Origin of the sequence: Nocardioides baekrokdamisoli (assembly GCF_003945325.1) — a bacterium.
GTDB classification, from domain to species: domain Bacteria; phylum Actinomycetota; class Actinomycetes; order Propionibacteriales; family Nocardioidaceae; genus Nocardioides; species Nocardioides baekrokdamisoli.
Window position 1 is genome coordinate 2,937,409 of the sequence record NZ_AP019307.1, and the last position, 12,994, is coordinate 2,950,402.

Sequence of the window (12,994 nt, forward strand, 5' to 3'; positions counted from 1 at the left end):
ACCACGAACGACGAGGGGCTGCCCGGCGAACCGGACAGCCCCTCGTCAGGGTGGTCAGAGCGTCACTTCATCGCGGCGCAGGCCGCCGCCTTGGTCTGGATGTCCTTCATGGTGGCCACGGCATCCGCCGAGCTGCTGCCCTCCATCTGGGCGACCAGGATGGTGCGGAAGGTGTCCTCCGTGAACAACGCGGTCAGGCAGGCCTTCGCAGCGGGCGGGGCTGAGGCCTCGCGTCCGGCCATCGTTGTCTGGAACTGAGCCATCAGTTCGGGCCCCGCGCAACTGAAGAGGCTGTCGACGAGCGAGGTGGCGTCGGCCTTGCTGGCCTTGGCGCTGTCCAACTTGGCCTTGGTTGCGTTGCCCTGGGCGTCGATGAGGCCGTAGCCGATCAGAGCCTTGGTGCCGATCTTGTCCACGACGTTGTTGGCAACACAACTGGCCTTGGTCGCGTCCTTGAACGGGTCGCTCGCGGTCGTTGCGTTCGCGGTGAGTTCCTTCGCGATGGATGTCTTGGCCTGGGTTGCGACCGGGTCGGCGGAGGAGCCGCCGCATGCCGTGAGCGAGATGGTGGCGACGGATGCCAACGCGGCGCCGGCGAGAAGCTTCTTCATCGGGAATCCTCGTCCCTCGGACCGGCCCGGATGGCGGCGGTCTTGTGCGTGCAGTCTCGCAGAAGGTGCGCTGCTTCTGTGACGCCTCTGCATGTTCACCGCCGGTTCAGGAGAGCACCGGCGCGATGACACCCCGTGCCCCGAGGTTGGCCGGGTACGCCGAGAACCCGGCGTGCGCTGACCCGCAACGGAAGGCTCAATTCTCATGCTCGTACGTCCATCGCGCCGGATGCAAGGCATCCTCGCGGGCGTCGGCGTGGCTGCCATCGCAGGCACCGCGTTCTCCTCGACCGCCAGCCCGGCAGCCGCCGCCACCCCGGCGACCACCACCCCGATCAAGCACGTCGTCGTGATCTTCCAGGAGAACGTCTCCTTCGATCACTACTTCGCCACCTACCCGACGGCCGCCAACACCGACGGGACGAAGTACCGACACATGGGTCCGGTCCCGAACGTGAACACGCTCAAGAGCGCGGGCCTCCTGACGAACAACCCGAACAGCGTGCAGCCGATGCGCCTGGGTGGCACGGCGCAGCAGATCACCTGCGACCAGGACCACGACTACCGCCCCGAGCAGATGGCGTACAACAGCGGTCTGATGGACAAGTTCGTCCAGAACACCTCGACGGACACCTGCGCGGCACCGACGTACGGGACGACTGGTCTCGGGATGGCGTACTACGACGGCAACTCGGTCACCGCTGAGTGGAACTACGCGAACCGCTTTGCGATGTCCGACAACTCGTTCTCCGACGTCTTCGGCCCCTCCGCGCCCGGTGCGATCAGCCTGATCTCCGGCAACACCCACGGCTTCCAGTCGTACACGACGGCGAACGGGGTGCCGCAGGCTGCTCCTACCACCGGCAACGACGTGGTCAGCCCGGACGTGAACGGCGTCGGCACGATCGTCAACGACCCGCAGCCTGCGTTCGATGACTGCTCGACCCGCAACGTGGCCGGCACCGCGGACCCGACGCAGAAGAACGTCGGCGACCTGCTCAACGCCAAGGGCCTCACCTGGGGCTGGTTCCAGGGTGGATTCGCGCCGAACACCGCGTACGCGGGCCCGGGCACGAAGGCGACGTGCACCTCCAACCACAACGTCGGCGATGCGCTCGGCGGCACGGGCGAGCCGGTCAGTGGCCAGCCCGCGACGTCGACCCAGTGGGGTACGAAGGGTGACTACATCGCCCACCACGAGCCGTTCCAGTACTACGCCTCGACGGCCAACCCGCACCACCTGCCGCCGACCTCGGTCGCGATGATCGGCCACACCGACCAGGCCAACCACCAGTACGACCTGACGGCGTTCGACCAGGCTCTGGCTGCTGGCAGCCTCCCGGCCGTGTCGTACCTGAAGGCTGCGGGCTACCAGGACGGCCACGCCGCGTACTCCGACCCGATCGACGAGCAGCACTTCCTCGTCCACGAGATCAACGCGATCGAGTCCTCGCCCTACTGGAAGAACACCGCGATCGTGCTCGCGTACGACGACTCCGACGGTTGGTACGACCACGTCAATGCGGGCGTCCTCAACTCCAGCAACGACACCACGCTGAGCTATCAGCCGAACCAGGGTGACGGCCCGCTCTGCATCGCCGCCCACACCGCCGGTGTGCCAATGCTCGGTGGTTTCAGCGATCGTTGTGGCCCGGGCATGCGCCAGCCGCTGATCGTCATCTCGCCGTACGCGAAGGTCAACCACGTCGACCACACGTTGACGACCCAGTCCTCGATCCTGCAGTTCATCGAGAACAACTGGTCGCTGGGCCGCATCGGCGGCGGCAGCTTCGATGCCACCGCAGGTTCGTTGAACGGGATGTTCAACTTCGCCCGTCCGGTGATGCAGCGCCTGCTGATGGCACCGAACGGCAGCATCCAGACGCAGGTCACGGTGTCACAGGCCGGTCTGCCGACCTTCCACATCGGCCACTCCGGGTCGGTGACCAGGACGGTCCCCGGCGCGCTGCAGATGCAGGTGTCCGGGGGTTCGCTCCCGGCGGGTCTGAAGTTCACGCAGGTCAGCCCGAGCACCTTCACGATCTCCGGCAAGGCGACCGGTGCGTTCCACCGCTGGTTCCGGGTCATCTTCCGGGGTCCGGGCTGGGCGCAGTTGGCGTACTACACGATCTCGTCAGCCCGCTGACCTGATTCGTTCACGAAGGGGCTCGGTCTTCGGACCGGGCCCCTTCCGCATCGCCGAGACGACCGGAGTGAGGCCGGGCGTCTGGCAGCTACCGCCCGAGGGTCAGCACCGTCTTCGCGACGGTACGCCGCTCCTCCAGATCGATCAGCGCCTGACTGATCGATTCCAACGGGAGTACGTCTCCGATCGGCGGGTCGATCACGCCGGCCTCCATCATCGGCAGGAGCTCGTCCCACTGAGCCCTCATGTAGCCGGGGCGGACGAACGTGTAGCCGCCCCAGTTCACCCCGCGCGCGTCGATGTTGCTGAGCAACAGTCGGTTGATCTTGAGCTCGGGGATCTCGCCACCGACGAAGCCGACGACCAGCAGTCGACCGAATGGCGCCAACGCCCGCAGCGAGTCGGTGAAGAGATCACCACCGACCACGTCCATCACGACGTCCACGCCGAGACTCCGCGCCCGGTCGCGGAATTCCTCGACCCGGATGACCTCGTCGGTACCGGCACGCGCGGCGACCTCGGCTTTCTCGTCGGTGGAGACGACGGCGATCGAGCGGGCTCCGTACCCCTTGGCGACCTGGATGGTCGCAGTGCCCACTCCGCCTGCCGCGCCGTGGATCAGGACAGTCTCGCCCGGCTGGATCCCAGCGCGGGTCTTCAGAGCGAACTGGGCGGTGAGGTAGTTCATCGGCATGGCCGCCGCCTTCTCGAAGGACAGCGAGTCCGGCAACGGGAAGAGCATGGCCGCTGACGACCCGGCCACCTCGGCGGCGCCACCGAGGCCGACGCCGGCGACGCGGTCGCCGGGCTTGAAACCGGAGTCTGCAGGTGCCGACCGGATCACGCCGGCGTAGTCGGTGCCGAGGGTGAACGGCGGCTCCGGCTTCATCTGGTACTCGCCCTTGGAGAGCAACAGGTCCGGGAAGGCGACGCCGACGGCATGAACGTCGACAACGCATTGCTCACCGAACACTGTCGCGGCCGACGGCTCCTCGACCTCCCGGATCTCGATCGCAGCCGGCCCGTCGAGGGTGATCACCTGTGCAGCGCGCATGTCGCGAGACTAGTGCGTACGCACTGCAGCTAGGCGAGGCGCTCAGGCGACCTGGATGGACCGCTTCGACAGCCCGATCGCGAACCCGTCGATCGCGGTTGCCGGAGCCGCGGTGGGATCCTCCGCCGCCCCGAGCGTGATGAACAACGGCGTGAAGTGCTCGACCGTGGGGTGGGCGTACGGCAGGCCCGGCGCGAGCCGTCGGTAGTCCGACAACTCGTCCACGGCCCCGCGAGCCATGGTCTCGGCAGCCCAGAGATCGAAGTCGCGCGACCAGCCCGGGATCGCGGTCGGATCGTGCCAGTCGATGTACGGCAGGCCGTGGGTCATGTAGCCGGAGCCGATCACCAGGACGCCCTCGTCACGCAGCGTCCGCAGCCGCCGACCGAGGTTGAGCAACCGCTCCGGGTCATGCGTCGGCATCGAGAGTTGCAGGACCGGGATGTCCGCCTCGGGGTACATGATTTTCAGTGGCACCCAAGCACCGTGGTCCAGTCCACGGGTGCGGTGTTGGTGCAGTGGTTCGGTGTCCGGCATCAGCGCGCTCACGGTGGCGGCCAACTCCGAGGCGACCGGGGTGTCGTACCGCATCGTGTAGTACACCGGCGCGAAACCGCCGAAATCGTAGACCAGTTCGGACGGCGCCGACGCTGAGATCGCGGCCGGGGCATGCTCCCAGTGGGCCGAGACGATGAGGATGGCCTTCGGCTTGGGCAGCGACCGCGCCCAGGTGTGCAACTGCATCATCCAGTCGCTCATCTCGAAGAGCATCGGAGCGCCGTGTCCGAGGTAGAGCGCCGGCAGCGGGCCGTACGCGGGCGTCCACTCCGGCTGCGGCGCCAATGAGGAGACCGTACGCAGATGCGCCGCGAACGGATGTGTCGTCGGGATCGTCGCGTCAGCTGCCGCAGTGGAAGTGCTCATGAAGTTGAAACGGCAACCACCCAGATGTTGTTCCCGTCGCGGTCGCTGGCGGAGAACATCAACGGCACCGCGCCCTCCCCGCCCATGATCTCGCCGACGGTGACGCCAGCTGCGGCAAGGGCCTCCCGCTCGGCGCGTACGTCGGTCGACTCGACGCCGATGGCACCGCCGCCTGGCACGCCGCCCTGGAACTCGTTGAGGGCGAGGACGGCGTGCGAACCGCGCGGGGCGACCTCGACCCAGCGGCCCTGCTCGTCGCCCTCGCCGAAGGTGACGTCGGTACGCACCTCCCAGCCGAGGGTGTCGCGGTAGAACGTGATGGCCTCGTCCTGCGAGGACACCGTGAACATGGCAGTGGCAATGGACTGGACTGTGGTCATGGACCGAGCCAATCAGGCACCACCGACAGGTTCAAGGGCACTGGCATGAAACCCTCGCCTCAGGCAGGGTTGTCCCGGACCCTGATGTGAGGAGAGCAGCCATGACCGTACGTACCGCCATCGTCACCGGAGCCGCGCGCGGTATCGGTGCTGCAATCTCCGAGCGCCTCGCCGCCGACGGCATGCAGGTCGCGGTGCTCGATCTCAACGAGCGCGACTGTGACGCGGTCGTCGAGCGGATCACCGCTGCGGGCGGCAAGGCTCTGGCTGTCGGCGCGGACGTGTCCGACCCGATCGCGGTCGAGCTCGCCGTAGAGCGCGTGACGAAGGAGCTCGGCGAGCCGACCGTCCTGGTCAACAACGCCGGCATCATCCGCGACAACCTGATCTTCAAGATGACCGTCGAGGACTGGGACGCTGTCATGAGCGTCCACCTTCGTGGCGCGTTCAACACGACCAAGGCCGTCCAGGGCTACATGACCAAGGCCAACTTCGGCCGCATCATCAACATGTCTTCGATCTCCGCACTCGGCAACCGTGGCCAGGCCAACTACTCCGCCGCCAAGGCCGGTTTGCAGGGCATGACCAAGGCTCTCGCGATCGAGCTCGGCAAGTTCGGCGTGACCGCCAATGTGGTCGGCCCGGGCTTCATCGAGACCGAGATGACCAAGGCCACCGCCGACCGGATGGGCGTGGACTACGAGGACTTCAAGAACGCGGTCGCCTCGCAGACGCCGGTCCCGCGGGTCGGGCAGCCCGCCGACATCGCGCACGCGGTCTCGTTCTTCGCCAGCGAAGGGGCCGGCTACATCAGCGGCCAGGTCATGTACGTCGCTGGCGGCCCGAAGGCCTGATGGCGGTGCGCGTCTTCTCCGGTGTCGAGGAACTGCAGGCGTCGGTCGGGGAGCACCTCGGCTTCTCGGAGTGGCTCACGATCACCCAGGACCGGATCGACGCGTTCGCCGATGCGACGGGTGATCACCAATGGATCCATGTCGACCCGGAGAGAGCCGCGGACGGTCCGTTCGGGACGACGATTGCGCACGGGTTCCTGACACTGTCGTTGATGCCGGTCTTCGGCCAGCAGGTCTACCGGATCGACGGCGTGAAGGCGGCGCTGAACTACGGCTCCGACAAGGTGCGTTTCATCGCACCGGTGCCGGTCGGCTCGCGCCTGCGTGGGGGAGTGCTGCTCAAGGCCGTCACCCCGACGGCGCTGGGCTTCCAGATGGCCACGACCATCACGATCGAGCTCGAAGGGTCCGACAAGCCGGCCTGTGTGATCGAGATGCTGGTCGTACTCGTCCCGTAACGCACCTTTCGAGGCTGCCAACGGCGCGGCATGCTGGAGACGTGACACGGGCACTCGTTCTCTCCGGCGGAGGCAATCTCGGGGCCGCTCAGGCGGGCATGCTGGTCGCGCTCGAAGACGCCGGGATCCGGCCGGATCTAATCGTTGGCACCTCGGTGGGCGCGTTCAACGGTGCCTGGATCGCCGGTGGTCGCTCGGCTGGTGAGTTGGCGCAACTGTGGCGGACGTTGAGGCGCAGGGACGTCTACCCGATCGATCTCATCGGTGGGTTCCTGGGTTTTGTCGGGCTACGTGACCATCTCGTCAGCGACGGTCCGTTGCGTCGGCTCCTGACGCAGTACGTGACGTTCGAGCGGATGGAGGACGCCCCGATCCCGTTCCACGTCGTCGCAACAGACGTCCTCACCGGACATGACCTGCTGCTCAACCGCGGGTCCGCCGTTGATGCGGTCCTCGCGAGCGCGGCGATCCCGGGAATCTTCCCGCCGGTGACCGTCGACGGCGTCGAACTCATGGACGGTGGCATTGCCAACAACACCCCGATCTCCCAGGCAGTCGCGCTGGGCGCCGACGAGTTGTGGGTGCTGTCGACCGGCCACGCATGTGGCCTGACCGCGCCGCCGAAGACCGCGCTGGCGATGATGTTGCACGCCTTCAGCGTCGCGATCGAGGAGCGTCTGAACCTGGACATCGCCGAGTACGCCGAGACCGTTGACCTCAAGGTTGCGCCGCCGCTTTGTCCGGTCAACGTCCTGCCGACCGACTTCAGCCAGTCCGGCCACTTGATCGACGATGCCCGACGGCAGACCGAGGCCTGGTTGCAACAGCAGCACCTCGCGCTCGCCTCCGACCGAGGGCATCGGCACCAGTGACTCAGTGTGCTGGCGCCGGGGGCGTCGGATGCGGGATCCTTGACGGCATCGGGGGCTCGGATCCAGGAGCGTACGCATGACAACGATGATTCGCCGGACAACTGTCGGAGTCGCAGCTGTGGGAGCCGCCCTCGCGCTCGGCGCCTGCGGTTCGAGCACCCCATCGAGTTCGAGTACGCCGGCGGTGCCGAGCACGTCCGCCGGATCGCCCACCACGAGCGCCAGTCCGTCGATGATCCCGACACCGACACCGACTACTCCGTCCGTCCCGCTCTGCACGAGCAACATCCGGGTCATCAACGGTGAGTCCCAAGGAGCGGCGGGACACCTCGCCTTCGTCCTCATCTTCAACAACGTCGGTCACACTGCCTGCCGGATCGTCGGTTATCCGAGAGTCGACCTCGTGACAGCCGCAGGCGCCACCGTCGCTCACGCCCAGCACACCCTGTCCGGCATGGCCGGCGGGGCCACCGGCATCGCCACGATCACTCTGGCAGCGGGTGCCTCGGCTTCCGCGCTGGTCGAGGCCAGCGACGTACCGCAGGGATCGATCACCAACTGCGGGTCGTACAGCCTCATGGTGACGCCGCCGAACCAGACGGTCGCGGTGGGCGCGGGCACGGCGATGATGCCGAGGTGCGAGATCCAGGTCCATCCGGTGGTCGCCGGCACCGGCGGCGGGATGCACTGATCGCGTCGTGGCGATCCTGATCCTCGCGCTCGTCTTCCTGGACGAGGTGCTCGCGGCCGTGGCGGCCGGTGTCTGGGGTGGGCATGTCGGCGTATTCCTTGCCGTTGTCATGCCGATCGTCGTCGTCCTGGTCTGGTGGGCGTTCGCGTCCCCGAAGGCGCGGTGGGGCGGGCCCGTCGTCCGGCCGTTGACCAAGGTGATCGTCTTCGGTCTCGCCAGCGCGGGCCTCTGGGCGGCCGGTCACCACGCCCTCGCCATCGCGATGCTGGCGTTCTCCGTGGTGATCAATGCGCTGGCGCAGATGCGGAGCGTCAGAGCCGCCATGGACGCCCTCGGACCGACCGGTGAGACGACCTGATCGCTGCGAGTCGGGGGTTCGGTTGGCGTTTCGGAGGCAAAATCTGGGCGACGCGCAGACAAATCCGTGCCGGGGACTCGCCCCCGCCGCTCCCCATGCCGTAACGTATCGCTCGGTTAGCAGTAGTCCTTCTCGTTTTGAGCGCGCTGGATCAAATGCAGTGCTTGACGTAGGTCTCCGGTGATTCGTTTCCGGTTGTGTCGTCCGTCCATGTACGTGACCCCGGCGATCGCACGGTGCGTGAACCGGACCTGTCCCGAAAGGAATTGCCATCATGGCTAAGGGAACTGTGAAGTGGTTCAACGGTGAGAAGGGCTTCGGCTTCATCGCCCCCGAGGACGGAAGCGCCGACCTGTTCGTGCACTTCTCGGCCATCCAGGGCAGCGGCTACAAGTCGCTGAACGAGAACGACCGTGTCGAGTACGACGCGGTTCAGGGCCCGAAGGGTCCGCAGGCCGAGAACGTGCGTCTCTCCTGATCTAGCTTCAAACAAGCCGAAGGCGGCAACCGAGGCAGACGTCATGTCTGCTCTGGTTGTCGCCTTCGTGCGTTGTGGGTCCAGCCTACGAGTGGCACCCGTACGTGAAGCGCGCGCACCCAAGCCGTCGACCGACGGACGGTGCTCGCCGTGCTCTGGGTCGCGTCACCCTGACCGATGAGGTCCTCGAAGGTGCCGGCAGGGCAGTACGTCCGTGCGGCGGCGATGAGACGCAGGCGCTCGGCCTGTCGTACGGTCCCGACCTCGACCGACTCGGTGGGGTCGGCGAAGCGGAACAGGACCCCGAACCGGGTGCTCTCCGCGCCGACGACGTCCCTCCAGGCGAACGTACGCCGCGGTCGCCGTGACGGGCCGGGCGCGGTGAGCGAACAGCCCACGGCGCCGAAGGTGAAGTGGCCGAACGGCGGCCGGATCGCGGTCCTCGAGGCACCGTCCGGACGGTAGAAGACACCGACATCCACGGCGGTCTGGTCATACCCGGTCACCACAACACTCACACCGACATCGTCGTCCGGTGCCGGGGCCGGGCGGCTCATCCGAAAAGACATTCTGAGGTGTACGTCCGGTCGGTCGCAGCGTCCGATCGGAGTAGTCCGAAGTCATGAGCCTGCGATCGGTGAGGCGCTGTACCTGCGGATACACCGAAGTCTGAAGCTCGGACGTCTGCTGAGCGCACATGCCCGGGCGCCAGCGGACTTAGGTGTATTCGCAGGTACGCCGCGGCCCGGTCACCCTAGGGCGAGGAGTGCATCGAGCGCTCGTACACAATGCGCCACCTCGGCCTCGAGCGGCGCCTCGCGCGGGTCCAGCGCCCACTGCAGGGCGCGGTCCTCGACGTAGGCCAGCCAACTGTGGACGACGGTGGCCGAGGCTGATGGCATGTCAGCCGCATCAACCAGTGCCTGGGTGATGACCATGCGATGGGACTCGACGTCGGCGCCTCCGAGGGAGAGCGAGCCGTTGCCGAAGACCAGGGCGACGTAGAACTCGCGGCGGCGTTCGATCTGGGCGTAGAAGCGCTCGACGAACTGCGCGATCGCATCGTCGGGGGAGCAGTCCGCGTCCGGCGCGACGTTGCGGCGTACGCGCCGAAGGGCGGCACCGATCACGGCGTCGTAGTAGTCCGTCTTGGTGGGGAAGTAGTGGAACAGCAGGCCGCGCGAGATGCCGGCCTCGGAGGCGACGGCGTCGATCGAGAGATCCTGGATCGGGCGCTCGACGAGCATGCGCAGACCGATGCCGAGGAGTTGGCGGCGCCGCTCGTCGGGACTCAATCGGGTTCGTCCGACAACCTCTGACATGCTATTGAGCATTGCTCAACAATGTGGCAGAGTCAAGGACATGGACTTCTCACCCTCCCCGCGAGCTGCGGAGCTGACCGCGCTCGTCAAGGACTTCATCCAGACCGAGATCGAGCCGGTCGAGGCCGAGTACCACCGCGAGATCAAGTGCCGCCGCGAGTCCGGCGACGGTAGCAACTGGCACGAGCTCCCGATCATGGCCGAGCTCCAGGCCAAAGCCCGCGCCGCAGGTCTGTGGAACCTCTTCCTGCCGGCCGGCCATGAGGGTCCGTACGCCCAGAAGTACGGCACCCTCGGCGGCACCGGCCTGTCGAACGTCGACTACGCACCGATCGCCGAGCTCACCGGCCGATCGTTCATCGCGCCGTACGTCTTCAACTGCAACGCGCCCGACACCGGCAACATGGAAGTGCTGCTCAAGTACGGCAACCAGGCACAGAAGGACGAGTGGCTCGAACCGCTGCTCGACGGCCGGATCCGCAGCGCTTTCCTGATGACCGAGCCGGCGGTCGCGTCGAGTGATGCCACCAACATGGAGGTCACCGCGATCATCGACGGCGACGAGATCGTCCTCAACGGCACCAAGTGGTTCTCCACGGGTGTGGGCCACGAGGACTGCGAGATCTTCATCGTGATGGCGCTCACCGACCCCGAAGCTGACCGGCACCGCCGGCACTCGATGGTCCTGGTCCCGCGGCGTACTCCCGGCGTGAAGGTCGAGCGGCTGCTCACCACGATGGGCTACTTCGACGAGCCCCACGGCCACGGCGAGGTGTCGTTGACGGACGTACGCGTCCCGCTCGACAACTTCATCGCCGGGCCGGGCGAGGCGTTCGCGATCGCGCAGGGTCGGCTGGGTCCGGGCCGGATCCACCACTGCATGCGGCTGATCGGGCTGGCCGAGAGGTCGTTGGAGTTGGCGATCGAGCGCGGCACGTCGCGTACGGCCTTCGGCAAACCGATCATCAATCTGGGCGGCAACCGCGAACGGGTGGCCCAGGCCCGGATCGCGATCGAGTCGACCCGGTTGCTCGTCCTCAATGCTGCCTGGAAGCTTGACGTCGGCGGCTCGATGAATGCCATCAGCGAGGTCTCCCAGATCAAGGTCGCAGCGCCGCGGATGGCGCTCGACGTCATCGACTTCGCGATGCAGATCCACGGCGGTGCCGGGCTGACCGACGACTTCCCGTTGGCGGCTGCCTGGACCGGCGCGCGGTCGCTGCGGTTCGCCGACGGCCCCGACGAGGTCCACCTGGGGCTGATCGCCCGCCTCGAACTGATGAGGTATGGCAAGTGAGCCGGGTCCTCATCACTGGCGGGGCCTCGGGTCTAGGTGCGGCGCTTGCCGCCCAGTACCTCAAGCGTGGAGACCAGGTCCTGGTCACCGACGTCGCCCCGAACTTCGACGCCCCGAAGGGTGCCGACTACCTGCAACTCAACGTCACCTCCGACGCCCACTGGGACCGTGCCCGGATCTGGGTTCAGGACATGTGGGGCGGTCTCGACCTGCTGATCAACAATGCCGGGATCGCGACCGGCGGTCGGATCGACGTCGAGCCGATGTACGAGTGGGAGCGAGTGATCGACATCAACCTGCTCGGGGTCGTACGCGGCTGTCAGACCTTCGTCCCGATGATGAAGGAAGCGGGCGCCGGTCACATCGCCAACACCGCGAGCGCCGCGGGCCTCGTACACCCACCGGGATCCTCGTCCTATGTCGCGGTGAAGGCCGCCGTCGTCGGGGTGAGCGAGTCGCTGGCGTACGAGTTGGCGCCGTGGGGGATCGCGGTCTCGGCGATCTGCCCAGCGTTCTTCCGGACCAACCTGGCCTCCTCGCTCAACGGCTCCGACGAGCTGATGGCACGAGTCGCGGCGAAGATGGTCAACAACGCGACGTTGACGGCCGATGACGTGGCGGCCAAGGTCGTTCAGGGACTCGACAAGCGCCTGCTGTTGGTGATCCCCGACAAGCCTGCTCGCAAGGGGTACCTCACCAAGAAGTACGCCCGAAAACTCTATGACAAGACCCAGTACGGCTTCGGGGCGCGGCTCCGCGCCATGGCCGAACGTACCGACGAAGGACGATGACATGACCAAGGGCACGATTCTGATCACCGGCGCCAGTTCCGGCCTGGGCGCCGAGATGGCGCGCCAGTTCGCCGACCTCGGGTACGGCCTGGCGATCACCGCGCGGCGTACCGAGCGGCTGGACGAACTGGCAGCCGAGATCACCGCGAAGCACACGGACCGCAAGGTCATCACGAAGGCGCTCGACGTCAACGACGACGAAGCCGTCTTTGCGGTGTTCCGCGAGGTCGCCGCCGAATTCGGCCAGCTCGACCGCGTCATCATCAACGCCGGCCTCGGCAAGGGTGCCCCGCTCGGCACCGGCCGCTACGACGCCAATCGGCAGACTGCAATGACCAACTTCGTGGCCGCGCTCGCCCAGACCGAGGCCGCCATGGAGATCTTCCGTGCCCAGAGCAGCGGCCACCTCGTGATGATCTCCTCGGTGTCAGCGATGCGAGGCATGCGCAAGACGATCACCACGTACGCCGCCACCAAGGCCGGCGTCGCAGCGCTCGCCGAGGGGCTGCTCAACGAGAACGTCAAGAAGAAGGGCATCGACGTCTCGATCATCTACCCGGGCTACATCCGTTCGGAGATGAACGAGAAGGTCGCGCAGCAGACGAAGTTCATGGTCGACACGCAGACCGGCGTACGTGCCATGGTCGACGCGATCGAGAAGCGCAAGGAGAAGGCGCTGGTGCCGTCCTGGCCGTGGGTCCCGCTCGGTTTCGCCCTGAAGAACGCTCCGATGGGAATCGTGCGGAGGATCTTCTAGT

At 66.8% G+C, this 12,994-nt stretch carries 16 protein-coding genes; 10 read left to right on the plus strand and 6 right to left on the minus strand.

The window, feature by feature from the left end:
* Positions 1 to 62 precede the first annotated feature (62 nt).
* Positions 63 to 611: a hypothetical protein gene (locus KCTC_RS14445; protein ID WP_125569902.1), complete on the minus strand. Its 549-nt coding sequence runs from the start codon at positions 609 to 611 to the stop codon at positions 63 to 65.
* A 205-nt stretch (positions 612 to 816) separates the two neighbouring features.
* Here KCTC_RS14445 and KCTC_RS14450 point away from each other — a divergent pair, with 205 nt between their 5' ends.
* The gene (locus KCTC_RS14450; protein WP_231998766.1) at positions 817 to 2,757 is read left to right on the plus strand and encodes a phospholipase C; all 1,941 of its coding nucleotides are present in this window, start codon (positions 817 to 819) and stop codon (positions 2,755 to 2,757) included.
* Positions 2,758 to 2,845: 88 nt separating this feature from the next.
* Here the strand turns inward: KCTC_RS14450 and KCTC_RS14455 are convergent, their stop codons facing one another.
* The 3 genes from KCTC_RS14455 to KCTC_RS14465 are packed head-to-tail and all read right to left on the minus strand — an operon-like array spanning position 2,846 to position 5,115.
* Positions 2,846 to 3,811 carry an NADPH:quinone oxidoreductase family protein gene (locus KCTC_RS14455; RefSeq protein ID WP_125569903.1) on the minus strand — a complete coding sequence of 322 codons (966 nt, stop codon included), beginning with the start codon at positions 3,809 to 3,811 and terminating at the stop codon, positions 2,846 to 2,848.
* A 42-nt stretch (positions 3,812 to 3,853) separates the two neighbouring features.
* Positions 3,854 to 4,735 (minus strand): dioxygenase family protein, encoded by an 882-nt coding sequence (locus KCTC_RS14460; protein WP_125569904.1) that lies wholly within the window; start codon positions 4,733 to 4,735, stop codon positions 3,854 to 3,856.
* On the minus strand, positions 4,732 to 5,115 hold the full coding sequence (locus KCTC_RS14465; RefSeq protein ID WP_125569905.1) for a VOC family protein: 384 nt from the start codon (positions 5,113 to 5,115) through the stop codon (positions 4,732 to 4,734). The genes KCTC_RS14460 and KCTC_RS14465 overlap by 4 nt, the downstream gene beginning before the upstream one ends.
* A 101-nt stretch (positions 5,116 to 5,216) precedes the next feature.
* Between KCTC_RS14465 and fabG the strand changes: the two genes are divergently transcribed.
* From fabG to KCTC_RS14495, 6 genes are all read left to right on the plus strand, one after another.
* Positions 5,217 to 5,969, plus strand: coding sequence for a 3-oxoacyl-ACP reductase FabG (gene fabG, locus KCTC_RS14470; protein WP_125569906.1), 753 nt, complete (start codon positions 5,217 to 5,219; stop codon positions 5,967 to 5,969).
* Positions 5,969 to 6,427, plus strand: a complete 459-nt coding sequence (locus KCTC_RS14475) for a MaoC family dehydratase (protein ID WP_269461435.1) — start codon at positions 5,969 to 5,971, stop codon at positions 6,425 to 6,427. The genes fabG and KCTC_RS14475 overlap by 1 nt, the downstream gene beginning before the upstream one ends.
* A gap of 41 nt (positions 6,428 to 6,468) precedes the next feature.
* Positions 6,469 to 7,299, plus strand: a complete 831-nt coding sequence (locus KCTC_RS14480) for a patatin-like phospholipase family protein (protein ID WP_125569907.1) — start codon at positions 6,469 to 6,471, stop codon at positions 7,297 to 7,299.
* Between the two features lie 76 nt (positions 7,300 to 7,375).
* A complete protein-coding gene (locus KCTC_RS14485) occupies positions 7,376 to 7,990 on the plus strand; it encodes a DUF4232 domain-containing protein (protein WP_125569908.1) in 615 nt (204 codons plus the stop codon).
* A gap of 7 nt (positions 7,991 to 7,997) precedes the next feature.
* The gene (locus tag KCTC_RS14490) at positions 7,998 to 8,348 is read left to right on the plus strand and encodes a DUF2568 domain-containing protein (RefSeq protein WP_164512612.1); all 351 of its coding nucleotides are present in this window, start codon (positions 7,998 to 8,000) and stop codon (positions 8,346 to 8,348) included.
* A gap of 274 nt (positions 8,349 to 8,622) precedes the next feature.
* Positions 8,623 to 8,826, plus strand: a complete 204-nt coding sequence (locus tag KCTC_RS14495) for a cold-shock protein (RefSeq protein WP_125569910.1) — start codon at positions 8,623 to 8,625, stop codon at positions 8,824 to 8,826.
* Positions 8,827 to 8,867: 41 nt separating this feature from the next.
* Here the strand turns inward: KCTC_RS14495 and KCTC_RS14500 are convergent, their stop codons facing one another.
* Both KCTC_RS14500 and KCTC_RS14505 read right to left on the minus strand, forming a co-directional pair.
* On the minus strand, positions 8,868 to 9,383 hold the full coding sequence (locus KCTC_RS14500; RefSeq protein WP_125569911.1) for a hypothetical protein: 516 nt from the start codon (positions 9,381 to 9,383) through the stop codon (positions 8,868 to 8,870).
* 192 nt (positions 9,384 to 9,575) lie between these two features.
* A complete protein-coding gene (locus KCTC_RS14505) occupies positions 9,576 to 10,148 on the minus strand; it encodes a TetR/AcrR family transcriptional regulator (RefSeq protein WP_125569912.1) in 573 nt (190 codons plus the stop codon).
* Positions 10,149 to 10,188: 40 nt separating this feature from the next.
* On the opposite strand from KCTC_RS14505, the gene KCTC_RS14510 reads away from it, so the two are divergent.
* From KCTC_RS14510 to KCTC_RS14520, 3 genes are read left to right on the plus strand one after another with little or no spacing between them, the layout of a single operon-like run.
* Positions 10,189 to 11,445: an acyl-CoA dehydrogenase family protein gene (locus KCTC_RS14510; protein WP_125569913.1), complete on the plus strand. Its 1,257-nt coding sequence runs from the start codon at positions 10,189 to 10,191 to the stop codon at positions 11,443 to 11,445.
* Positions 11,442 to 12,236: an SDR family NAD(P)-dependent oxidoreductase gene (locus KCTC_RS14515; RefSeq protein ID WP_164512613.1), complete on the plus strand. Its 795-nt coding sequence runs from the start codon at positions 11,442 to 11,444 to the stop codon at positions 12,234 to 12,236. The genes KCTC_RS14510 and KCTC_RS14515 overlap by 4 nt, the downstream gene beginning before the upstream one ends.
* 1 nt (position 12,237) lies before the next feature.
* On the plus strand, positions 12,238 to 12,993 hold the full coding sequence (locus KCTC_RS14520) for an SDR family oxidoreductase (RefSeq protein WP_125569915.1): 756 nt from the start codon (positions 12,238 to 12,240) through the stop codon (positions 12,991 to 12,993).
* Position 12,994: the final 1 nt, after the last annotated feature.